Raw genomic sequence first — 23108 nt, 5'->3', positions numbered from 1 at the left:
ATTTGTGTAGCTTCAGCGCCATCTTAGAAATCCAGGCTCACCCCCACACTGACCCCTTGCTGGGTCAAGCTGTCATCTTTCCTCACGTTATAGGCAGCGTTCAACGCCAGCTCCTTCGTCAGCTTGTGGCTAACCCCCAGGTTCAGGCGATCCGAGTTGCTGCGCGGCGTGTACCCATCCAGTTTGAAATCGATCCCGGGCACGCTGTTGAGTGCGATCTTCACCCGCTGGGTGTCGTTTTCGAACTCATGCTCGTGGGCGACTTTGCCAAATAACAGGGTTTGCGGCGTGATGCGATAGTTCGCTTGCAAGCCCAGGCCCAGGCGCTTGGAGTCACGATGTTGATCATCAAAGGTCTGTGCGGTGGAGCGGGCGTCTTTCTCCGAGTAACCATCCACTTCGATCCGCGAGTAGTCGGCGCTGATGAAGGGCGACAGGTGCCATTCGCTGCCCGGCTGCGCGATGTCATATCCCACGCGGGCGCTCAAGGCCCACAACCAACCGTCGGTATCGCCTTTCTCAGAACCTTGGCTGACACCCAGGGCGAACTTGCGCTTGAGGCTGTCGAAGTCCAGTTGACCGCCGGTCAGCGCCGCGTCAGCCCACCAGTGGTCCTCTTGATACTGAGCGAAGGCGGTGCCCATGTAGCTGTTGAGTTTGTAGTCCGAATCGCTGCCGCCGACCTCAAGAGTCTGACGATAGAGGCCCGCCGCTACGCCGACACGCCAGTCTTCGTTGAGACGGTAACTGCCACCGATGTTCAGGTTGTAGCCACTGCCGTCACCACTGGCCGAAGTATTTTGATTATCGAAATCCAGATGCTGGCCACCGGCCGCAACGATCGCCCGCCATTGGCCCACGGCTTGCCAGTTACCTGAGTCGGCCTGCCATTGGTTGCGCAGTTCATCCTGATGCGCACGCAGCGTGCCTTGGGCCATTTCTGGCAGCAAGGTGACTTCCCAAGGTGCGGCCAGCAGTGAATAGGCGTAGTCGGCGATCAGCCGTTGCCCGGCTTCGGTGGGATGGACCGAGTCGTTGTAGATCAGCTTGGTCGGGTCCGGGTTGGTACCGCCGATGCCGTAGGTGGGGCTCGCGGTGCAGCCATTGCCGCTGAAGCAGGTCCCCGTGAGGTTTTGCCCGGTGGCCAGGCCAAAGCGACCAGGGTCGGCGAAGGTTTCCTTGAGCAATAGTGGGATATTCAGCGGGATAACTTGAGCATCGATTTGCGATAAGCGTTGCACCAGTGCCTGGTTGAAGATGTTGCTCAGGGCGCTGCTGGCCGCCTGACTCGGGGTGCCATTGATAGCGGGCGTCAGCCCCAGGTCGGGCAGCATCCAGACCATGATGTAGCGCGCGCCGGCCTGTTGCAGGACTTGGGCGCTGTCGGCCAGCCGGCCACCGGCGGCGACGGCTTGACCAGGGCTTTGTACAAAACCCTGGAGGAAGTCATTGCCGCCGCCAGAAAGGAAATACAACGCGTTGGGATCGGCCCGGCCGCCGTTGGCTGGCAGATAACCCTGGCGACTGCGCAGCACGGTGCCGCCACCGGGGTTGCCCGGCGGGATCGCCGCGTTGGACACCGAGGTGATGGAGTCGAGGATGTTATCGGTACGGTAGCCGCCCACCGCCCAGTTGCTGCCGTCTGGCAAGCCTTGTGCGGCGCGAACCGGAGACGTGGAGGCGTTCAAGTCGTTGGGGGCAACCCCCAGTTTGGATCCCAGCAACGTGGATGAAACCAGGGAGAAACGCTCTGTTCCGTTGCTCAAGTAGGTCGGACCGGTGCGGTTGGTAAACCGCAACGTGGCACCCGCGGGGCCGCCGGCATCAGGGAATTGGCCTGCATCGGCCAGGCTGTCACCGAACACCACCATGGTTGAATAAGGTGACGGTGCCGCAAAGGCCTGGGCGCAGGCCAGTGACAAGAGACAGCCGGCAAGCGGCGCAAAGAACGGTGGTCTGAGCATGAGGTCGTCCATGTGATTATTGTTGTGTGTAGGCAGCAAAACCTTAGCAAATTATTTCTGGTCTATTCAGGGATTACCGCGTTTGACGCCAAATAATCCGTGGCCTGTTTTCCCCGTATTTGCTGCTCCATATTGCACCGCTGACGAGGCTACGTTACTGTGCCTAAACGTATGAATGAGACCCTCCCTGTGTTGATCATCAGCAAACTCTTGATGCGCGTAGTCAAGGCACACGCCCGTTGGCGTTGGCGCGCCTAACTTTTCTCTGCCGGCCCGGCCGGACCTGTACCGATTTGCCTTCTTCACCTGTTGTTTGACGCCCCTTGCCGGCTCACCCCTGGCAACCGGAACGTGCGTCTGGCAGCGGGTCACCCTTTTGGAAGGCCGTCATTAGAAATCAGTGAATTCAAGAGGTTTTAACCCGCATGTTGCTGATGATTGATAACTACGACTCCTTTACCTACAACGTTGTGCAGTACCTGGGCGAACTCGGTGCCGAGGTCAAGGTGGTGCGCAATGACGAATTGAGCGTGGCGCAAATTGCCGCGCTGAACCCGGAGCGCATCGTCGTTTCCCCGGGCCCCTGCACCCCGACCGAAGCGGGGGTGTCGTTGGAAGCCATCAAGTATTTCGCCGGTAAACTGCCGATTCTTGGCGTGTGCCTGGGCCACCAGTCCATCGGCCAAGCCTTTGGTGGCGACGTGGTTCGAGCCCGTCAGGTGATGCACGGCAAAACCAGCCCGGTATTCCACAATGATCAGGGCGTATTCCATGGGTTGAACCTGCCGGTGACGGTCACCCGTTACCACTCCTTGGTGGTCAAGCGTGAAACGCTGCCCGAGTGCCTGGAACTGACCGCCTGGACCCAGCTGGAAGACGGCTCTGTCGACGAGATCATGGGCCTGCGTCACAAGACACTGAACATCGAAGGGGTGCAATTTCACCCTGAGTCGATTCTGACCGAGCAGGGCTTTGAGCTGTTCGCCAACTTTCTCAAGCAGAGCGGCGGCACGCGCTAAGGACTTTTCATGGATATCAAGACTGCCCTGAGCCGTATCGTCGGCCATCTGGACCTGAGCACCGCTGAAATGAGCGATGTGATGCGCCAAATCATGACCGGTCAATGCACCGATGCGCAGATTGGCGCGTTCATGATGGCCATGCGCATGAAGAGCGAAAGTATCGACGAAATCGTCGGCGCCGTTTCGGTCATGCGTGAACTGGCGGACAAGGTCGAACTCAAGACCCTCGACGGCGTCGTTGACGTGGTCGGCACCGGCGGCGACGGTGCGAATATCTTCAACGTATCGACGGCTTCATCGTTTGTCGTGGCCGCCGCGGGTTGCACCGTGGCCAAGCATGGCAACCGTGCCGTGTCCGGCAACAGCGGCAGCGCCGACTTGCTGGAAGCGGCGGGCATCTACCTGAACCTGACGCCGGTCCAGGTAGCCCGCTGTATCGAGAACGTCGGTATCGGCTTTATGTTCGCTCAGTCCCACCATGGTGCGATGAAGTACGCCGCCGGTCCGCGCAAGGACCTCGGCCTGCGCACCTTGTTCAACATGCTCGGCCCGCTTACGAATCCGGCCGGTGTGAAACATCAGGTGGTGGGCGTATTCAGTCAGGCATTGTGCCGCCCATTGGCGGAAGTCTTGCAGCGCATGGGCAGCAAGCACGTGTTGGTGGTGCATTCGAAAGATGGCCTGGACGAGTTCAGTCTGGCGGCACCGACCTTCGTGGCGGAGCTGAAGAACGACCAGATTACCGAGTATTGGGTCGAGCCCGAAGACTTGGGCATGAAGAGCCAGAGCCTGCACGGCCTGGCGGTGGAAAGCCCGGCGGCTTCCCTTGAATTGATTCGCGATGCCCTGGGGCGTCGTAAGACCGAAAACGGCCAAAAAGCCGCCGAGATGATTGTTCTTAATGCTGGCGCGGCACTTTACGCTGCCGATCATGCCTATAGTCTTAAGGAAGGTGTCGCCTTGGCCCACGATGCGTTGCACACGGGTCTGGCTCGCGAGAAGCTCGAAGAACTGGGAGCATTCACCGCCGTATTCAAGATGGAGAATGAAGAATGAGTGTTCCGACCGTTCTGGAAAAGATCCTGGCCCGCAAGGCTGAAGAAGTTGCCGAGCGCCGCGCTCGCGTCAGCCTGGCCGAGCTGGAAAGCCTGGCGAAAACCGCCGATGCGCCACGCGGTTTTGCCAATGCACTGATCAAGCAGGCCAAGGAAAAACAGCCGGCCGTCATTGCGGAAATCAAAAAGGCGTCGCCGAGCAAAGGTGTCATTCGCGAGATCTTCATTCCTGAAGATATTGCCAAGAGTTATGAGAAGGGCGGCGCAATCTGTCTTTCCGTGTTGACCGATATCGACTTCTTCCAGGGTTCCGATCTCTACCTTCAGCAAGCGCGCGCAGCGTGCTCGTTGCCGGTGATCCGCAAGGACTTCATGGTCGATCCCTATCAGATCGTCGAAGCCCGTGCCTTGGGCGCCGATTGCGTGCTGCTGATCGTCTCCGCCTTGGACGACGTGAAGATGGCTGAGTTGGCCGCCGTGGCTAAAAGCGTCGGCCTCGATGTGCTGGTGGAAGTTCATGACGGTGATGAGCTGGAGCGTGCACTGAAAACCCTCGACACACCACTGGTGGGGGTCAATAACCGTAACCTGCACACCTTCGAAGTCAGCCTGGAAAACACCCTCGACCTGTTGCCACGCATTCCTCGCGATCGCTTGGTGATCACCGAAAGCGGCATCGTTAACCGGGCCGATGTGGAACTGATGGAAATCAGCGGTGTGTATTCGTTCCTGGTGGGCGAAACGTTCATGCGCGCCGAAAACCCGGGAGCTGAACTGCAGCGTCTGTTCTTCCCGGAACGGGGTGTGGCGGTGAGTGGGTCGACGCTGGATTGATCATGACCCAGCCCGTCTCCCTGACCGTTGAAGCGGGTCTCAAGGCCGAGCAGGATTTGCTCGCCGCCGTCTGCGCGGGCGAGCTGCCGTTTGGCCTGTTGTTTTGGCAACCCAGTGATCAGGCGCTGGTCATGCCGCGTCGTTTGAGCCGGTTTCCGGCTTTTGAGGCGGCAAACCAAGTGTCGGTCGATCACGGTTGGCCGGTGCTGTTGCGCGAGACCGGCGGTGAGCCGGTGCCGCAGTCGGCCGCGACCGTCAATATCGCGCTGGTCTACGCACCGCCTCGTAGCGAAGGCGATCAGGGGCGGATTGAAACCGGTTATCAGCGGTTATGCCAACCCATCTGTGATTTGCTCAGGGAATTGGGCGGCGAGCCGTCCCTCGGTGAGATCGACGGTGCATTCTGCGACGGTCGCTACAACGTCAACCTTGATGGTCGCAAAATGGTCGGTACCGCCCAGCGCTGGCGTCAGAGCGGCGGGCGTCCGGTGGGGCTGGTGCACGGTGCGTTGTTGCTGGACAACGATCGCATCGAGTTGATTGCTGCGGTCAACCGCTTCAATGAGGCGTGTGGCCTTGAGCAACGAGTTCGCGCCGAAAGCCATATCGCCCTGCATGAAGCCTTTTCTGCGCCGGACGCGATTGATCGGCTCGACACGTTGTACCGGCAGATGCTCGCCAGCTTCGTGGCGGTTTAACGGGTGCCGAAGACCACCATGGTCTTGCCTTTGACGTGAACCAGGTTGCGTTCTTCCAGGTCCTTGAGCACCCGGCCGACCATCTCCCGTGAACAGCCAACGATGCGCCCGATTTCCTGGCGAGTGACCTTGATTTGCATGCCGTCCGGATGGGTCATGGCGTCCGGCTGCTTGCACAGCTCCAGCAGGCAGCGGGCCACCCGGCCTGTGACATCGAAGAACGCCAGGTCACCGACCTTGCGCGTGGTATCTCTCAGGCGCTGGGCGATCTGGCCGCTCAGGGCGTACAGAATGTCTGGATCCTGTTGGGACAGTTCGCGAAATTTCGTATAGCTGATCTCGGCGACTTCGCACTCGATCTTGGCACGCACCCAGGCACTGCGTTCCTGTTCTTTCCCTGCCTGCTCAAACAGCCCCAACTCGCCGAAGAAATCACCGGTATTGAGGTAGGCGATGATCATTTCGCGGCCATCTTCATCCTCGATCACAATGGTGACGGAGCCTTTGATAATGAAGAACAGCGTTTCGGAGCGCTCGCCAGCACAAATGATGTTGTGTTTGGCCGGATAGCGCTGGCGCTGACAATGCATCAATAGTTTGTCGAGGTTCTTGATCTTGGATGTGGGAGTAATAGCAACCATGGTTGTATCCCGAAAAGACTGCACGGTGTGGTTGAGCTTGTTTTTTTAGCCTGCGCGATCAGAGGTTGTGCGACGTCATCCAATGGATGGGAAAGCGCCAGTGATTTGGCGCCAGCTTAACAGACACATTCTGACTCGATCAGAGAATTTATCTATCAAGCCCTGCAGTTGATCGCTTTCACCCGGACCGCTGCGGTTTCAAGGCCCTGTGCTAAGCTGGCGACCCTTTTTTAGCAGTGGAGTCTGGGCGATGAAGGCACGCATCCAATGGGCGGGCGAAGCCATGTTTCTCGGTGAGTCGGGCAGTGGCCATGTTGTGGTCATGGACGGACCGCCCGAAGCCGGCGGTCGTAACCTGGGTGTACGCCCGATGGAAATGCTCCTGCTCGGTGTAGGCGGTTGCAGCAATTTCGATGTGGTCAGCATCCTGAAGAAGTCGCGCCAGGCGGTGGAAAGTTGCGAAGCCTTCCTGGAAGCCGAGCGTGCCACTGAAGATCCCAAGGTGTTTACCAAGATCCACATGCATTTTGTGGTCAAGGGGCGTGGGCTGAAAGAAGCTCAGGTGAAACGCGCAATTGAGTTGTCGGCGGAGAAGTATTGCTCGGCCTCGATCATGCTCGGCGCCGCAGGTGTGGCCATCACTCATGATTACGAGATCATTGAGTTGGGATAATCCCCAGGCAAAAAGAAAGGGCGCTTTTAAGCGCCCTTTCTGCTTTTTGTAGGAGCGAGCTTGCTCGCTCCTACAAAGGATGAATCAGATGCGGTAGGTGCTCTTGGTCATGACCTTGGCCAACAGGCTCATGCCAAATTTCACCGGCGCCGGGAAGCGGAAGCCGCCGGCATCCAATGCGCTTTGTGCGTGATGTTCTTCATCAATGCGCATCTGCTCAAGAATCGCCCGGGACTTTTCGTCTTCTGCCGGCAGTTGCTCCAGGTGCTCGTTCAGGTGTTTACAAACCTGATGCTCGGTGGCCGCTACGAATCCGAGGCTGACCTTATCGCTGATCAGCCCGGCAACGGCGCCAATGCCAAACGACATACCATAAAACAATGGATTCAACACACTAGGGTGGCTGCCCAATTGGCGAATGCGTTGCTCGCACCAAGCCAGGTGGTCGATTTCTTCCTCGGCGGCATGCTCCATGGCGGCGCGCACTTGCGGCAGCCTGGCGGTCAGGGCCTGGCCTTGGTACAGCGCCTGAGCACAGACTTCGCCGGTATGGTTGATTCGCATCAGGCCGGCGACGTGGCGGGTCTCGGTCTCACTCATCTGTACTTCGGGTTGCACGATGGCAGGCGAGGGGCGGTACGGTTGGCCGCTGAAAGGCAACAACGTGCGCATCGCCGTGTCGGCTTGCAGCAACAGACGGTCAATCGGCGAGTAGTGACGTTGGGTAGTCATGCTGACCTCCGGAAAGAATCTCGGTGGCCAGTTTACCGCAATCGGTGGAGGAAGGTTTGCGTTGGGTCATGCTCATAAGGTCGCAGCCTGGGGCCACGACCTTGCTATGAGCCTTGCTCAGCCCGGCGGCCAGTTCATTTGGCGCTGACCCAGTACGTGCATATGAATGTGATAAACGGTCTGTCCGCCGTCTTCATTGCAGTTCATCACCACGCGGAAACCCTTTTCACACCCTTGTTCCACCGCCAGGCGCTGGGCGGTGAACAGAATATGTCCAGCCAAGGCCTTGTCGTCCTCGGTGAGGTCGTTGAGGGTACGAATGGGTTTCTTCGGAATAACCAGAAAATGTACCGGCGCCTGTGGGGCGATGTCGTGGAAGGCCAGGACCTGGTCATCCTCGTAGATGATCTTCGCGGGTATTTCCCTGTTGATGATCTTGGTGAACAGAGTATCCACAGCTGTTTCTCCATAGTGAAAGTGCAGGCTGAGTGTACTCAGGCGACCCGTGTGCGCCCAGCCTTTGTATCGGTAGCAGTCAACGCGCGCAGTAGGCCTTGTTGATGGCTCCGGCGATTTTTCGGGTTAGCCAGCGCGGGCTTAAACGGGGGCTGAACGCCAGCCAGCGGTTGCGGCGACCGGGGATGATGATGGCTTTGTTCTTTTCCAGGGCGCGTACCGCGCAGAGCGCGACTTCTTCCGGGCTCATCAGCTGTTGGCTGCTGTCCAGTTTGGCAGTATCCATCTGTGCTGTACCGAAGAAGGCAGTGCGCGTCGGGCCGTGGCAAAGTACCGAGACCTTTATCCCGCAGGTCTTCAACTCCTCCCGCAGACCCTCGGAGAAGTGCAGCACATAGGCCTTGCTGGCGTAGTAGGTGCTCATCCACGGGCCGGGCTGAAACGCGGCGACCGAGGCGACGTTGAGAATCTGCCCGCCACCCAGCAGCGCCATCGAGTTGCCGAGGGCGTGGCACAGGCGGGTGAGTGCCAGAATGTTCACTTCCATCAGGTCCTGCTCGGTCATCCAGTCCTGTGCCAGGAATGGGCCGCTGGTGCCGATGCCTGCACAGTTGACCAGCAGGTCGATTTGCCGCTCACCCTCTTCAAGTTCCAACAGAAACCCGGAAAGCCGCAAGGGCTCGCCGAGGTCACAGGCACGGAACAACACTTCGACGCCGAAGCGCTGAGTCAATTCGATTGCAATGCTTTCCAACTGATCACGCTGGCGGGCCACCAGAATCAAACTGCGGCCCCGGCGGGCCAATGCTTCAGCCAGGGCCAGGCCGATGCCGCTGGAGGCACCGGTGATCAGAGCGTAACGGGTCATGCGCTTCTCCATCGCAACGCCGCCGAGCCTGTGACAGAGGCATCACAGGCGCCTGGCGTTTCTTCATTCTTCCGGAGAGTCTACAGGTTCGGCAGTGTCGTCAGCACTTTGCGGGGATTCTTCATCAATGACGACGCCCTGATCGTCTGCTTCATCGGAGGTGATGGAGCTGCTGTCGTAGGTGTTGTCCGCGTCGGTTTCGAGTTGATCCAGGTAGCCGTTCATCCCCAGGGTCAGACCGATGACAATCATCAGCGGAATGAGAGCCAGCCACAGGGTGGAGAGCACCTTGACTGCCGTGCTGTTGGGTGGAGGCGGCGCGCCGTACTGGTTGGCACCGGCATTGCCAGGCAACACCACCAGCAGGATCGGGAAGATGCTGCCCACGAAAGGCACCAGATGCAGGAACCACAGCCAACCGGACCAACCAAGGTCGTGTAGGCGTTGTACGGTGATCTGTACGCTGACCCAGAAAAAGGCCACAAATACCGCGATACCCACCAGCAAACCAATGACTGTTGCAGTCGATGGGGACACGGCAGCGATGCCAAGGCCTACGACAAACAGGGTGCCGGTTATGGCGAGCATTGCCACGGTCAGTACGAGTGTCCAGGCCAGGTAGCGCAGCCGGCCGATACGCCCGTTGATCGTAAAGACTTTGAGGGTGGAGAACTCTGGCAGGTTGTCGCCAACAGCAGCTCGAGGCGGGGCGTAAGGTGATTCGGTGGGGCGATTGTAATCGCTGGAGTTGCCAGCGTTTGTTTCGTGAGTCTCGGCGAGGCTGAAGGCTACCGGCTGCTCGGTTTCGATTCGCGCATCGATGCCGGTATTTTTCAGGGCTTGCAGGTAAGTTTCGGCGTCGGCGTGGGAGAGGTCGCGCTTGAGGGCGACAGGGCGGCCGGTGAATAGCTTGTCGACCGCGTCCACGTCGCTCTTGAACAGCTCGGCGAGATTCAGTTTGGCGGTGGTGAGTTCGACACCCGGTCGCAGGGCTCCGTCAAACACGATCTTGAAGCGGTTGTCGCTCATGCGGGCATCCTTGTCACTTGAAATAGGTAGGTGTTACAGGGAGTGTAAGGCCTGATGCGCTCAGCAGGCCATACATCGCCACTTATTCAGCGGGGCCATCGTTTTGGCAACTGAGCTGCATGTTCGAGTGCCTTGCGGTATTCGGCATCCAGACGGGCAACGAGCTCATCGACACTGGGCAAGTCATCAATCTCACCGACGCCCTGGCCGGCCGACCAGACGGTCTTCCAGGCTTTGGCTTCGTCGCTCAAGGGCTTGAGCTTGGAACCGAAGTTGACTTCACCTTTGCCTTGCAGGGCGGCAAGATCGAAACCGGCGTTTTCCAGGCTCTGGCGCATGAAGCTGGCGGGTACGCCCGAGACGGCAGGGGTGTGCACGATGTCGGCGGCGCGGGATGTGAGCAGCATCTCTTTATAGGCATCCGGTGCGTGGCTTTCGGTAGTGCCGATAAACCGGGTGCCAAAATATGCCAGGTCCGCCCCGAGGAGTTGGGCTGCGAGGATTTCGTGGCCGTGGTTCAGGCAGCCGGCCAGCAACAGGGTTTTATCGAAGAACTGACGAATTTCGGCAATCAGCGAGAAGGGGCTCCAGGTGCCAGCATGGCCGCCAGCCCCTGCGGCGACCGCGATCAGACCGTCGACGCCGGCTTCAGCGGCTTTCTCGGCATGACGTCGGGTGGTGACATCGTGGAATACCAGGCCGCCGTAGCTATGCACGGCATCCACCAGTTCTTTCACCGCGCCCAGGCTGGTGATGACGATCGGCACCTTGTGCTCGACGCAAATCGCCAGGTCGGCCTCCACGCGCGGGTTGCTGTTATGCACGATCAGATTGACGGCATAGGGCGCCGGGTTGTCCAGCAGCGCCAAGCCCGCTTCGATCTCCTCCAGCCACGCCTTGAAGCCGCTGCTTTCCCGCTGATTGAGCGCCGGAAAGCTGCCGACCACCCCGTTGCGGCAGCAGGCCAGGACCAGTTGCGGGTTGGAGATCAGGAACATCGGCGCAACCACCACGGGCAGGCGCAGACGTTGTTCAAGCAAAGCGGGCAGCGACATTGGAAGTACCCCGAGTAATAGAAGTTAGAACGGTTTGACCACGACCAAAATTACGATAGCCAGCAATATCAGAACTGGCACTTCATTGAACCAGCGATAAAAGACATGGCTGCGGGTGTTTTCGCCACGAGCGAAACGTTTTACCTGAGCGCCACACATATGGTGGTAGCCAATAAGCAGCACTACCAGCGTCAGCTTGGCATGCATCCAGGCACCCTGGGCGAAGACGCCGGGGTTGAGGGCAATCAGCCAGATGCCGAACACGAGGGTGGCAATCATCGCCGGCCCCATGATGCCGCGGTACAGCTTGCGCTCCATGGTGCAGAAGCGTTCCTTGCTGATGGTGTCCTCGCTTTGGGCGTGGTAGACGAACAGGCGCGGCAGGTAAAACAGTGCGGCAAACCAGCAGACGATGCTGACGATATGAAAGGTTTTGACCCATAGATAAAGCATTTTTAGTTATTCCCAGGTTCACGGTAGCTGAAGATAGTAGTGGCTCAAGCGCCCGCACGTCACGTTGACGGTTGTCGCAGGACGATGCGGCCCCTATTATCGACGGCTTTCCAGTGGGTTCGTTGAGGGCAGGTTTATGGTCAAGGTCGGTATCGTCGGCGGCACGGGTTACACCGGTGTCGAATTGCTGCGTCTGTTGGCTCAGCATCCGCAAGCTGAGGTAGTGGTCATCACCTCCCGATCCGAGGCCGGACTGGCCGTCGCCGATATGTACCCGAACCTGCGCGGTCACTACGACGGCCTGGCTTTCTCGGTTCCGGACATCAAGACCCTGGGTGCTTGCGACGTGGTGTTCTTCGCCACGCCCCACGGTGTAGCCCATGCCCTGGCGGGTGAACTGCTGGCTGCCGGCACCAAGGTGATCGACTTGTCGGCGGACTTCCGTTTGCAGGACGCCGATGAGTGGGCCAAGTGGTACGGCCAGCCTCACGGTGCTCCCGAGCTGCTTGAAGAGGCGGTGTATGGTCTGCCGGAAGTCAATCGTGAGCAAATCAAGCAGGCACGTCTGATTGCGGTGCCGGGTTGCTATCCGACGGCTACGCAGCTGGGTTTCCTGCCGTTGCTGGAGGCGGGGCTGGCTGATACTTCTCGGTTGATCGCCGACTGCAAGTCGGGTGTCAGTGGCGCGGGTCGTGGTGCTGCGGTTGGGTCTTTGTACTCCGAGACGTCGGAAAGCATGAAGGCCTATGCGGTCAAAGGGCATCGCCATCTGCCGGAAATTCGCCAAGGGCTGCGTCGCGCCGCTGGCAAGGACGTCGGCTTGACCTTTGTGCCGCACCTGACGCCGATGATCCGCGGGATCCACTCCACGCTGTACGCGACCGTTGTGGATCGCTCGGTGGATTTGCAGGCGTTGTTTGAAAAACGCTATGCCAACGAGCCGTTCGTCGATGTGATGCCGGCGGGCAGCCATCCGGAAACCCGTAGCGTGCGCGGTGCCAACGTGTGCCGTATTGCTGTGCATCGCCCGCAAGATGGTGATCTGGTGGTGGTGCTGTCGGTCATCGATAACCTGGTCAAAGGTGCATCGGGCCAGGCGGTACAGAACCTGAACATCTTGTTTGGTCTGGATGAAAAGATGGGCTTGTCCCATGCAGGCATGCTGCCTTAAGGTTTTCTGCAGATGCGCAAAAGGCCCGTTGATCGGGCCTTTTGTATTTTTAATGGCGGCTGTGCAGACTGATATACCGTAACAATAGTTGACCGCTTTTCTAGGAGAAGCGGATAATGCCGACCATCACGCATATGGCGGCGCTACGCCGGGAGATAATCAGCATGAGCGTTGAATCCTTCACCCCCACGGCTTTGCAATTCACCCACGGTGCTGCGCACAAGGTGAAGAGCCTGGTCGATGAAGAGGGTAATGATCGCTTGAAGCTGCGCGTATTTGTGACGGGCGGCGGTTGTTCAGGGTTTCAGTACGGTTTCACCTTCGATGAAGATGTGGCCGATGACGACACCATCGTTGAACGCGAAGGCGTAAGCCTGGTTGTTGATCCGATGAGCTTCCAGTACTTGGCAGGAGCCGAAGTGGATTATCAGGAAGGTCTGGAAGGTTCGCGTTTCGTGATCAAGAACCCAAATGCGACTACAACCTGTGGTTGCGGGTCTTCGTTCTCGATCTGATCGTCAGCGAGTTTGCAAAACGCCGCTTGGCCTTGATAGGACCAAGCGGCGTTTTGCTGTCTGGGGTTCAGGCGGGGTAGATCGCGCCGAGTACTCGAAGCCCGAGGGCGCCGGTGACGCTGGGGCGATTGGCGGCGATGCCTTCAAGGCAGCAGTGGGCCAGCCAGGCGAAGGCCATGGCCTCGACCCAGTCGGGATCTACGCCGTAAGTGGCAGTGCTGCTGACTTGGGTGGTAGGCAGTAGGCTGGCCAGGCGGTTCATCAAGGTGGTGTTATGAGCGCCGCCTCCGCAGACCAGCAAGGTTTCAGTCTGGGGCTGGGCAGTTTGCAGGGACTCGACGATCGTCTGCGCCGTCAGCTCCAGCAGTGTGGCTTGCACGTTCTGGGCGACGAAGCCTGGCAGCCGGTCGAGGTGGCGCTCCAGCCATCCCAGGTTGAAGACTTCGCGGCCTGTGCTTTTCGGGCCTTGAGTCAGGAAGAATGGGTCGCTGAGCAAAGCCTTGAGCAAGACCGGCTCAACCTGTCCGCTGGCAGCCCACTGGCCACTGCGGTCAAAGTTTTCACCGCGTTGCTGGTGAATCCAGGCATCCAGCAGGACATTGCCCGGGCCGCAGTCAAACCCGGCGACAGGCTTGTCGGCCTCAATCAGGCTGAGGTTGCTGAAACCGCCGACATTCAATACGGCGCGGTTGCCTGTGTGTTCGCCAAACAGTGCTTCATGGAAGGCTGGCACCAGCGGTGCACCTTGGCCCCCTGCGGCGACATCGCGGCTGCGGAAGTCGCTGACAACGGTTATGTCGGTCAACTCCGTAAGCAGCGCCGGGTTACCGATCTGTACCGTGAATCCGCGTGCAGGCTCGTGGCGAATGGTTTGCCCGTGGCTACCAATCGCTCGAATGTCCTGGGGCTTTAGTTTCTGCTGGTCGAGTAGTGCGTGAATGCCTTGGGCGGCGAGCGTCACCCAGTGTTGCTGGGCAATCGCCGAGCGGGCAATCTCGTCCGGGCCGCTGGCGCAAAGGCCGAGCAGCTCGGTACGAAGGGATTCAGGCATGGGGATGTAGTGGGTGGCGATCAGTTTGATCGCTGTATCCTGCTCAATTAGTGCAATGTCCAGGCCATCAAGGCTGGTCCCGGACATCACACCTATATAGAGAGCCATGGCTCAGCGCTTCGCCGAGGCCAGCAGGGTGGACCGTTCCTGATCCATGCGTGCCATGAGCGGTTGGCTCTGCTGCAGGAAGCGCGCGCGCTCTGCCTTGGCGATGGGGTCAGCCATTGGCAGTTTCTGGCCCAGTGGGTCGACGTGCACACCGTTGACCTGGAACTCGTAGTGCAAATGCGGACCGGTGGACAGGCCGGTGGTGCCGATGTAACCAATCACTTGGCCCTGTTTGACGTTGCCGCCCGTCTTGACGCCTTTGGCGAACCCCTGCATGTGGCCATAGAGCGTACGGTAGGTATTGCCGTGCTGGATGATCACAGTATTGCCATAACCGCCGCGGCGACCGGCCAACAATACCTTGCCGTCACCGGCTGCCTTGATCGGCGTGCCACGGGGGGCGGCATAGTCCACGCCTTTATGGGCGCGAATTTTGTTCAGAATTGGATGCTTGCGACCCATCGAGAAACGCGAGCTAATACGGGCGAAGTCCACCGGGGTGCGGATGAAGGCTTTGCGCATGCTGTTGCCGTCGGCCGTGTAGTAGCTGCTGTTGCCTTGCTTGTTGGTGTAGCGAACGGCGGTGTAGGTCTTGCCACGGTTGGTGAAGCGCGCGGAAAGGATATTGCCGGTGCCGACGACTTTACCGTTGGCGACCTTTTGCTCGTAGATCACGTCGAACTCGTCACCTTGGCGAATATCCTGGGCGAAGTCGATGTCGTAGCCAAATACGCTGGCCATGTCCATGGTCATGCTGTGGGACAAACCAGCACGGGCGGCGGATTGTGATAGCGAACTGTTGATTACGCCGTGGATATAGGCCGAGCGCATGACAGGCTTGGAGGTTACTCGATTGAAGGCAAACCCCTTGGCACCTTTGGTCAGCGCGATGCTCTCCAGGTCGCTGACATTGCTGTGCAGCTTGTTCAACTGGCCATCGGGCGTCAGTTCGAACTCAAGCTTCTGGCCGCGTTTGAGCTGGGTGAACTGCTTGGCTTGTTTATCACTGGCCAGCACCTCATTAACAGTGGATGACGGCAGGCCGACTTTCTCGAACAGGGTCGAAAGGGTGTCGCCTTTGGCAACAAGTACTTCCCGATGCTGAGGGCCTTTGGCGGTTTCTACCACGGGTACAGGCTGTGGCTGGGCGGCTTCCTTGGTGTCTTCGGTGCTGTTTTCTATCTGCGCGAACGGCGACTCGGTTGCAGCATTTGTGGCTTGGAGCGTGTCGGATGCGTCTTGATCTTGTGTCAGTTGCTCGACCGGGCTATCCAGGTCAAGGCTTAAGGTGGTTCGTTTGGCTTCTACGTCACTGGAAGGGAATACCAGGAGTGCCAGGCTGAGAAGGGCGGCGATACCACTTGCGGCGAGCAAGTGGGTCTTCGGGTAAAGCGGCGGCGCTTTAGACGGTTCAGTGGTCATAAGTAATTTTGACTTTGAAAAGATGAAATGGAAAAGATGAATGACATGATGAAGATGAAATAACTGTATAAAATATAACCAAATCATCCGTGGTGCAAGCCTGCGAACGCTGGGCTTGCTGAACGGTGCCTGTATGCAGGGCAAAACTTGTAATTAGTCCCCGATCTTGTATGGTTGGTTCCCTTTTGAATCTGAGCCTTGCGGGTCTGTTATGAAGTCGGTTGAAGAGCAGCTAGCGCTGATCAAACGTGGTGCGGAAGAACTGTTGGTCGAGGCCGAGCTGATCGAGAAGCTCAAGCGCGGCCAGCCCCTGCGTATTAAGGCCGGCTTCGATCCGACGGCGCCGGATCTGCACCTGGGGCATACGGTACTTATTAATAAGCTGCGCCAGTTCCAGGAACTGGGGCATCAGGTGATCTTCCTTATAGGTGACTTCACTGGGATGATCGGCGACCCGAGCGGCAAGAGTGCTACGCGCCCGCCGCTGACTCGTGAGCAGGTTCTCGATAATGCCGAGACCTATAAGACTCAGGTGTTCAAAATTCTGGATCCGGCCAAGACCGAGGTCGCATTCAACTCCACCTGGATGGATCAGATGGGGCCGGCGGATTTCATTCGTCTGACGTCCCAATACACTGTTGCTCGCATGCTCGAGCGCGATGACTTTGATAAGCGCTACTCCACCAACCAGCCGATCGCTATTCATGAGTTCCTCTACCCATTGGTTCAGGGGTATGACTCGGTGGCATTGCGTGCAGATGTCGAGCTGGGCGGTACCGATCAGAAGTTCAATCTCTTGATGGGGCGTGAGCTGCAGCGTGCGTATGGGCAGGAGGCTCAGTGCATCCTGACCATGCCGCTGCTGGAAGGGTTGGATGGCGTCAAGAAGATGTCCAAATCCCTGGGTAACTATGTGGGTATCCAGGAGGCGCCAGGTGTGATGTACGGCAAGCTGGTTTCCATCCCTGATGCGTTGATGTGGCGTTACTTCGAGCTGTTGAGCTTCCGCTCGATGGATGAGATCAATGCGTTGCGTGCTGATGTCGAAGCTGGCGCCAACCCGCGGGACGTCAAGATCAAGTTGGCTGAAGAGATCGTTGCGCGCTTCCATGGTGAAGAGGCTGCGGCCAATGCTCACCGTGCTGCGGGTAACCGTATGAAGGATGGCGAGCTGCCAGATGATCTGCCTGAGATTGAGCTGGCTGCTACCGAAGCCATGCCGATTGCCGCTGTCCTTAATAAGGCGGGCCTGGTGAAGAACTCGGCAGTGGCGCGGGACCTTCTGGGTTCCGGTGGCGTGCGTATAGATGGTGAGGTGGTGGATCGCACCTTTATATACGAGCTGGGCGCTACTCATGTTTGCCAAGCGGGGAAGAAGGCATTTGCGCGTATTACGCTTAAATCCGAATAAACCTGAAATTAACTGTTGACGGCGATTTATATCTGTCTATAATTCGCCCCACTTCCGGCGCAGTCGAAACGGAAAACTCCTTGGTAAACAAAGAGTTATGCAGGTTTCGACAGCGAGCTGCTTCAGATCATCGAAGCCCAGAAGGAGTTGATAAGGCGGTGTTGTTTAGCCCTATCAACGGTTCGATCTTCTCGGTCGAAAGCGGAGAAAAAGAGGTGTTGACAGCAGCGTGTAACGCTGTAGAATTCGCCTCCCGCTAACGAGAGATCGGAAGCGCAAGTGGTTGAAGTTACAAAGGAAACTTTGAAAACTTCTTAAACAAACCGCTTGACAGCAACAGAGGCTGCTGTAGAATGCGCGCCTCGGTTGAGACGAAAGATCTTAACCAACCGCTCTTTAACAACTGAATCAAGCAATTCGTGTGGGTGCTTGTGGAGTCAGACTGATAGTCAACAAGATTATCAGCATCACAAGTTACTCCGCGAGAAATCAAAGATGTAACCAACGATTGCTGAGCCAAGTTTAGGGTTTCTTAAAAACCCAAAGATGTTTGAACTGAAGAGTTTGATCATGGCTCAGATTGAACGCTGGCGGCAGGCCTAACACATGCAAGTCGAGCGGTAGAGAGAAGCTTGCTTCTCTTGAGAGCGGCGGACGGGTGAGTAATGCCTAGGAATCTGCCTGGTAGTGGGGGATAACGTTCGGAAACGGACGCTAATACCGCATACGTCCTACGGGAGAAAGCAGGGGACCTTCGGGCCTTGCGCTATCAGATGAGCCTAGGTCGGATTAGCTAGTTGGTGAGGTAATGGCTCACCAAGGCGACGATCCGTAACTGGTCTGAGAGGATGATCAGTCACACTGGAACTGAGACACGGTCCAGACTCCTACGGGAGGCAGCAGTGGGGAATATTGGACAATGGGCGAAAGCCTGATCCAGCCATGCCGCGTGTGTGAAGAAGGTCTTCGGATTGTAAAGCACTTTAAGTTGGGAGGAAGGGCAGTAAATTAATACTTTGCTGTTTTGACGTTACCGACAGAATAAGCACCGGCTAACTCTGTGCCAGCAGCCGCGGTAATACAGAGGGTGCAAGCGTTAATCGGAATTACTGGGCGTAAAGCGCGCGTAGGTGGTTCGTTAAGTTGGATGTGAAATCCCCGGGCTCAACCTGGGAACTGCATTCAAAACTGACGAGCTAGAGTATGGTAGAGGGTGGTGGAATTTCCTGTGTAGCGGTGAAATGCGTAGATATAGGAAGGAACACCAGTGGCGAAGGCGACCACCTGGACTGATACTGACACTGAGGTGCGAAAGCGTGGGGAGCAAACAGGATTAGATACCCTGGTAGTCCACGCCGTAAACGATGTCAACTAGCCGTTGGGAGCCTTGAGCTCTTAGTGGCGCAGCTAACGCATTAAGTTGACCGCCTGGGGAGTACGGCCGCAAGGTTAAAACTCAAATGAATTGACGGGGGCCCGCACAAGCGGTGGAGCATGTGGTTTAATTCGAAGCAACGCGAAGAACCTTACCAGGCCTTGACATCCAATGAACTTTCTAGAGATAGATTGGTGCCTTCGGGAACATTGAGACAGGTGCTGCATGGCTGTCGTCAGCTCGTGTCGTGAGATGTTGGGTTAAGTCCCGTAACGAGCGCAACCCTTGTCCTTAGTTACCAGCACGTTATGGTGGGCACTCTAAGGAGACTGCCGGTGACAAACCGGAGGAAGGTGGGGATGACGTCAAGTCATCATGGCCCTTACGGCCTGGGCTACACACGTGCTACAATGGTCGGTACAGAGGGTTGCCAAGCCGCGAGGTGGAGCTAATCCCACAAAACCGATCGTAGTCCGGATCGCAGTCTGCAACTCGACTGCGTGAAGTCGGAATCGCTAGTAATCGCGAATCAGAATGTCGCGGTGAATACGTTCCCGGGCCTTGTACACACCGCCCGTCACACCATGGGAGTGGGTTGCACCAGAAGTAGCTAGTCTAACCTTCGGGAGGACGGTTACCACGGTGTGATTCATGACTGGGGTGAAGTCGTAACAAGGTAGCCGTAGGGGAACCTGCGGCTGGATCACCTCCTTAATCGACGACATCAGCTGCTCCATAAGTTCCCACACGAATTGCTTGATTCATTGAAGAAGACGATAAAGAAGCAGCCCGAAATTGGGTCTGTAGCTCAGTTGGTTAGAGCGCACCCCTGATAAGGGTGAGGTCGGCAGTTCGAATCTGCCCAGACCCACCAATTTTGTGTGGGAAACGCCTGTAGAAATACGGGGCCATAGCTCAGCTGGGAGAGCGCCTGCCTTGCACGCAGGAGGTCAACGGTTCGATCCCGTTTGGCTCCACCACTACTGCTTCTGTCAGGTAAAGCTTAGAAATGAGCATTCCATTGTGATGATGGTGAATGTTGATTTCTAGTCTTTGATTAGATCGTTCTTTAAAAATTTGGGTATGTGATAGAAAGATAGACTGAACGTTACTTTCACTGGTAACGGATCAGGCTAAGGTAAAATTTGTGAGTTACTCTTTATGAGTAAGAATGCGAATTTTCGGCGAATGTTGTCTTCACAGTATAACCAGATTGCTTGGGGTTATATGGTCAAGTGAAGAAGCGCATACGGTGGATGCCTTGGCAGTCAGAGGCGATGAAAGACGTGGTAGCCTGCGAAAAGCTTCGGGGAGTCGGCAAACAGACTTTGATCCGGAGATGTCTGAATGGGGGAACCCAGCCATCATAAGATGGTTATCTTACGCTGAATACATAGGCGTAAGAGGCGAACCAGGGGAACTGAAACATCTAAGTACCCTGAGGAAAAGAAATCAACCGAGATTCCCTTAGTAGTGGCGAGCGAACGGGGACTAGCCCTTAAGTGGCTTTGAGATTAGCGGAACGCTCTGGAAAGTGCGGCCATAGTGGGTGATAGCCCTGTACGCGAAAATCTCTTAGTCATGAAATCGAGTAGGACGGAGCACGAGAAACTTTGTCTGAATATGGGGGGACCATCCTCCAAGGCTAAATACTACTGACTGACCGATAGTGAACTAGTACCGTGAGGGAAAGGCGAAAAGAACCCCGGAGAGGGGAGTGAAATAGATCCTGAAACCGTATGCGTACAAGCAGTGGGAGCCCACTTTGTTGGGTGACTGCGTACCTTTTGTATAATGGGTCAGCGACTTATTTTCAGTGGCGAGCTTAACCGAATAGGGGAGGCGTAGCGAAAGCGAGTCTTAATAGGGCGTCTAGTCGCTGGGAATAGACCCGAAACCGGGCGATCTATCCATGGGCAGGTTGAAGGTTGGGTAACACTAACTGGAGGACCGAACCGACTACCGTTGAAAAGTTAGCGGATGACCTGTGGATCGGAGTGAAAGGCTAATCAAGCTCGGAGATAGCTGGTTCTCCTCGAAAGCTATTTAGGTAGCGCCTCATGTATCACTGTAGGGGGTAGAGCACTGTTTCGGCTAGGGGGTCATCCCGACTTACCAAACCGATGCAAACTCCGAATACCTACAAGTGCCGAGCATGGGAGACACACGGCGGGTGCTAACGTCCGTCGTGAAAAGGGAAACAACCCAGACCGTCAGCTAAGGTCCCAAAGTTATGGTTAAGTGGGAAACGATGTGGGAAGGCTTAGACAGCTAGGAGGTTGGCTTAGAAGCAGCCACCCTTTAAAGAAAGCGTAATAGCTCACTAGTCGAGTCGGCCTGCGCGGAAGATGTAACGGGGCTCAAACCATACACCGAAGCTACGGGTATCACGTAAGTGATGCGGTAGAGGAGCGTTCTGTAAGCCTGTGAAGGTGAGTTGAGAAGCTTGCTGGAGGTATCAGAAGTGCGAATGCTGACATGAGTAACGACAATGGGTGTGAAAAACACCCACGCCGAAAGACCAAGGTTTCCTGCGCAACGTTAATCGACGCAGGGTTAGTCGGTCCCTAAGGCGAGGCTGAAAAGCGTAGTCGATGGAAAACAGGTTAATATTCCTGTACTTCTGGTTATTGCGATGGAGGGACGGAGAAGGCTAGGCCAGCTTGGCGTTGGTTGTCCAAGTTTAAGGTGGTAGGCTGGAATCTTAGGTAAATCCGGGATTCTAAGGCCGAGAGCTGATGACGAGTTACCTTTTAGGTAACGAAGTGGTTGATGCCATGCTTCCAAGAAAAGCTTCTAAGCTTCAGGTAACCAGGAACCGTACCCCAAACCGACACAGGTGGTTGGGTAGAGAATACCAAGGCGCTTGAGAGAACTCGGGTGAAGGAACTAGGCAAAATGGCACCGTAACTTCGGGAGAAGGTGCGCCGGTGAGGGTGAAGGACTTGCTCCGTAAGCTCATGCCGGTCGAAGATACCAGGCCGCTGCGACTGTTTATTAAAAACACAGCACTCTGCAAACACGAAAGTGGACGTATAGGGTGTGACGCCTGCCCGGTGCCGGAAGGTTAATTGATGGGGTTAGCTAACGCGAAGCTCTTGATCGAAGCCCCGGTAAACGGCGGCCGTAACTATAACGGTCCTAAGGTAGCGAAATTCCTTGTCGGGTAAGTTCCGACCTGCACGAATGGCGTAACGATGGCGGCGCTGTCTCCACCCGAGACTCAGTGAAATTGAAATCGCTGTGAAGATGCAGTGTATCCGCGGCTAGACGGAAAGACCCCGTGAACCTTTACTATAGCTTTGCACTGGACTTTGAATTTGCTTGTGTAGGATAGGTGGGAGGCTTTGAAGCGTGGACGCCAGTTCGCGTGGAGCCAACCTTGAAATACCACCCTGGCAACTTTGAGGTTCTAACTCAGGTCCGTTATCCGGATCGAGGACAGTGTATGGTGGGTAGTTTGACTGGGGCGGTCTCCTCCTAAAGAGTAACGGAGGAGTACGAAGGTGCGCTCAGACCGGTCGGAAATCGGTCGTAGAGTATAAAGGCAAAAGCGCGCTTGACTGCGAGACAGACACGTCGAGCAGGTACGAAAGTAGGTCTTAGTGATCCGGTGGTTCTGTATGGAAGGGCCATCGCTCAACGGATAAAAGGTACTCCGGGGATAACAGGCTGATACCGCCCAAGAGTTCATATCGACGGCGGTGTTTGGCACCTCGATGTCGGCTCATCACATCCTGGGGCTGAAGCCGGTCCCAAGGGTATGGCTGTTCGCCATTTAAAGTGGTACGCGAGCTGGGTTTAGAACGTCGTGAGACAGTTCGGTCCCTATCTGCCGTGGACGTTTGAGATTTGAGAGGGGCTGCTCCTAGTACGAGAGGACCGGAGTGGACGAACCTCTGGTGTTCCGGTTGTCACGCCAGTGGCATTGCCGGGTAGCTATGTTCGGAATAGATAACCGCTGAAAGCATCTAAGCGGGAAACTAGCCTCAAGATGAGATCTCACTGGGACCTTGAGTCCCCTGAAGGGCCGTCGAAGACTACGACGTTGATAGGTTGGGTGTGTAAGCGCTGTGAGGCGTTGAGCTAACCAATACTAATTGCCCGTGAGGCTTGACCATATAACACCCAAGCAATTTGCATGCTCTGAGCTGAAAAGCCCAAGAGACCAGATTGCGGTGTGTGAAGACGATACAAACCGAAAGTTTGCATAACACACAAATCTATTACATACCCAATTTGCTGAAGCGAGGCCAACAGGTCACGACTCGGTACCCGAATTTCTTGACGACCATAGAGCATTGGAACCACCTGATCCCATCCCGAACTCAGTAGTGAAACGATGCATCGCCGATGGTAGTGTGGGGTTTCCCCATGTGAGAGTAGGTCATCGTCAAGATTAAATTCCGAAACCCCATTTGCGAAAGCAGATGGGGTTTTGTTTTGGGCGATCGAAAAGTATCCGGGGGCGCCTGTCTGTCTAAAGCCCCGGCTTTCTATGCAATGACCCCGCGCATAGCTATCATGCGTGCCTCATTGTGAGGCGAGACCTGCATGCTGACGTTGTTGAGACTT

Annotated in this window: 18 protein-coding genes, 2 tRNA genes and 3 rRNA genes; 13 read left to right on the top strand and 10 right to left on the bottom strand. The window is 56.6% G+C overall.

The features are described from left to right. Window positions 1–23: 23 nt before the first annotated feature. On the bottom strand, window positions 24–1964 hold the full coding sequence (estP, locus tag J7E41_RS26895; RefSeq protein WP_214997273.1) for an esterase EstP: 1941 nt from the start codon (window positions 1962–1964) through the stop codon (window positions 24–26). 425 nt (window positions 1965–2389) lie between these two features. Between estP and J7E41_RS26890 the strand changes: the two genes are divergently transcribed. From J7E41_RS26890 to J7E41_RS26875, 4 genes are read left to right on the top strand one after another with little or no spacing between them, the layout of a single operon-like run. Further along, entirely contained in the window at window positions 2390–2983 is a 594-nt protein-coding gene (locus tag J7E41_RS26890) for an aminodeoxychorismate/anthranilate synthase component II (protein ID WP_214997272.1), read from the top strand. 9 nt (window positions 2984–2992) lie between these two features. Further along, window positions 2993–4042 carry an anthranilate phosphoribosyltransferase gene (gene trpD / locus J7E41_RS26885; protein WP_214997271.1) on the top strand — a complete coding sequence of 350 codons (1050 nt, stop codon included), beginning with the start codon at window positions 2993–2995 and terminating at the stop codon, window positions 4040–4042. Beyond that, complete coding sequence (gene trpC, locus J7E41_RS26880; RefSeq protein ID WP_214997270.1) at window positions 4039–4875, top strand: indole-3-glycerol phosphate synthase TrpC; 837 nt, start codon at window positions 4039–4041, stop codon at window positions 4873–4875. The genes trpD and trpC overlap by 4 nt, the downstream gene beginning before the upstream one ends. Window positions 4876–4877: 2 nt before the next feature. Then, window positions 4878–5573, top strand: coding sequence for a lipoate--protein ligase family protein (locus tag J7E41_RS26875; RefSeq protein WP_214997269.1), 696 nt, complete (start codon window positions 4878–4880; stop codon window positions 5571–5573). Here the strand turns inward: J7E41_RS26875 and crp are convergent. Beyond that, window positions 5570–6214, bottom strand: a complete 645-nt coding sequence (crp, locus tag J7E41_RS26870; RefSeq protein ID WP_214997268.1) for a cAMP-activated global transcriptional regulator CRP — start codon at window positions 6212–6214, stop codon at window positions 5570–5572. The two genes, J7E41_RS26875 and crp, sit on opposite strands and share 4 nt — an antisense overlap. Window positions 6215–6464: 250 nt before the next feature. On the opposite strand from crp, the gene J7E41_RS26865 reads away from it, so the two are divergent. Further along, window positions 6465–6887 (top strand): OsmC family protein, encoded by a 423-nt coding sequence (locus tag J7E41_RS26865; RefSeq protein ID WP_003176451.1) that lies wholly within the window; start codon window positions 6465–6467, stop codon window positions 6885–6887. Between the two features lie 84 nt (window positions 6888–6971). Here J7E41_RS26865 and coq7 read toward each other — a convergent pair whose 3' ends face one another. The 6 genes from coq7 to hemJ form a co-directional block, all read right to left on the bottom strand. Then, window positions 6972–7619 (bottom strand): 2-polyprenyl-3-methyl-6-methoxy-1,4-benzoquinone monooxygenase, encoded by a 648-nt coding sequence (gene coq7, locus J7E41_RS26860; RefSeq protein WP_214997267.1) that lies wholly within the window; start codon window positions 7617–7619, stop codon window positions 6972–6974. Window positions 7620–7736: 117 nt separating this feature from the next. Then, window positions 7737–8075, bottom strand: coding sequence for a histidine triad nucleotide-binding protein (locus tag J7E41_RS26855; protein WP_003194682.1), 339 nt, complete (start codon window positions 8073–8075; stop codon window positions 7737–7739). A gap of 79 nt (window positions 8076–8154) precedes the next feature. Then, window positions 8155–8943 carry an SDR family NAD(P)-dependent oxidoreductase gene (locus J7E41_RS26850; RefSeq protein WP_214997266.1) on the bottom strand — a complete coding sequence of 263 codons (789 nt, stop codon included), beginning with the start codon at window positions 8941–8943 and terminating at the stop codon, window positions 8155–8157. Between the two features lie 63 nt (window positions 8944–9006). Further along, window positions 9007–9972 carry a DUF805 domain-containing protein gene (locus J7E41_RS26845; protein WP_214997265.1) on the bottom strand — a complete coding sequence of 322 codons (966 nt, stop codon included), beginning with the start codon at window positions 9970–9972 and terminating at the stop codon, window positions 9007–9009. 86 nt (window positions 9973–10058) lie between these two features. Then, window positions 10059–11027, bottom strand: a complete 969-nt coding sequence (locus tag J7E41_RS26840) for an NAD(P)H-dependent flavin oxidoreductase (protein WP_214997264.1) — start codon at window positions 11025–11027, stop codon at window positions 10059–10061. A 24-nt stretch (window positions 11028–11051) separates the two neighbouring features. Further along, window positions 11052–11480, bottom strand: a complete 429-nt coding sequence (gene hemJ, locus J7E41_RS26835) for a protoporphyrinogen oxidase HemJ (RefSeq protein WP_214997263.1) — start codon at window positions 11478–11480, stop codon at window positions 11052–11054. Between the two features lie 136 nt (window positions 11481–11616). Here hemJ and argC point away from each other — a divergent pair, with 136 nt between their 5' ends. Continuing rightward, window positions 11617–12651, top strand: coding sequence for an N-acetyl-gamma-glutamyl-phosphate reductase (gene argC, locus J7E41_RS26830; protein ID WP_169356629.1), 1035 nt, complete (start codon window positions 11617–11619; stop codon window positions 12649–12651). Window positions 12652–12815: 164 nt separating this feature from the next. Next, window positions 12816–13166, top strand: a complete 351-nt coding sequence (gene erpA, locus J7E41_RS26825) for an iron-sulfur cluster insertion protein ErpA (protein WP_003176443.1) — start codon at window positions 12816–12818, stop codon at window positions 13164–13166. Window positions 13167–13233: 67 nt separating this feature from the next. Here the strand turns inward: erpA and J7E41_RS26820 are convergent, their stop codons facing one another. Further along, window positions 13234–14325, bottom strand: coding sequence for an anhydro-N-acetylmuramic acid kinase (locus J7E41_RS26820; protein WP_214997262.1), 1092 nt, complete (start codon window positions 14323–14325; stop codon window positions 13234–13236). A gap of 3 nt (window positions 14326–14328) precedes the next feature. Beyond that, window positions 14329–15747: a peptidoglycan DD-metalloendopeptidase family protein gene (locus J7E41_RS26815; protein WP_214997261.1), complete on the bottom strand. Its 1419-nt coding sequence runs from the start codon at window positions 15745–15747 to the stop codon at window positions 14329–14331. A 211-nt stretch (window positions 15748–15958) separates the two neighbouring features. Between J7E41_RS26815 and tyrS the strand changes: the two genes are divergently transcribed. The 6 genes from tyrS to rrf all read left to right on the top strand — a co-directional run bounded on the left by tyrS (window position 15959) and on the right by rrf (window position 22932). Next, a complete protein-coding gene (tyrS, locus tag J7E41_RS26810) occupies window positions 15959–17158 on the top strand; it encodes a tyrosine--tRNA ligase (protein WP_169356626.1) in 1200 nt (399 codons plus the stop codon). A 552-nt stretch (window positions 17159–17710) separates the two neighbouring features. Then, window positions 17711–19247: ribosomal RNA gene (locus tag J7E41_RS26805) — 16S ribosomal RNA — on the top strand. Window positions 19248–19330: 83 nt separating this feature from the next. Continuing rightward, window positions 19331–19407 (top strand) — tRNA-Ile (locus tag J7E41_RS26800). A gap of 30 nt (window positions 19408–19437) precedes the next feature. After that, a tRNA-Ala gene (locus J7E41_RS26795) sits at window positions 19438–19513 on the top strand. 249 nt (window positions 19514–19762) lie between these two features. Next, a 23S ribosomal RNA gene (locus tag J7E41_RS26790) occupies window positions 19763–22654 on the top strand. Window positions 22655–22816: 162 nt separating this feature from the next. Then, window positions 22817–22932, top strand: a 5S ribosomal RNA gene (gene rrf, locus J7E41_RS26785). Together the 16S, 23S and 5S rRNA genes with 2 tRNA genes alongside form the textbook arrangement of a ribosomal RNA operon. The last annotated feature ends 176 nt before the right edge of the window (window positions 22933–23108 follow it).

It is taken from the genome of Pseudomonas fluorescens (assembly GCF_018614655.1).
GTDB classification, from domain to species: Bacteria; Pseudomonadota; Gammaproteobacteria; order Pseudomonadales; family Pseudomonadaceae; genus Aquipseudomonas; species Aquipseudomonas fluorescens_BX.
The sequence above is the reverse complement of the archived record's forward strand: the minus strand, read 5'-3'. Positions and strand labels throughout refer to the sequence as shown.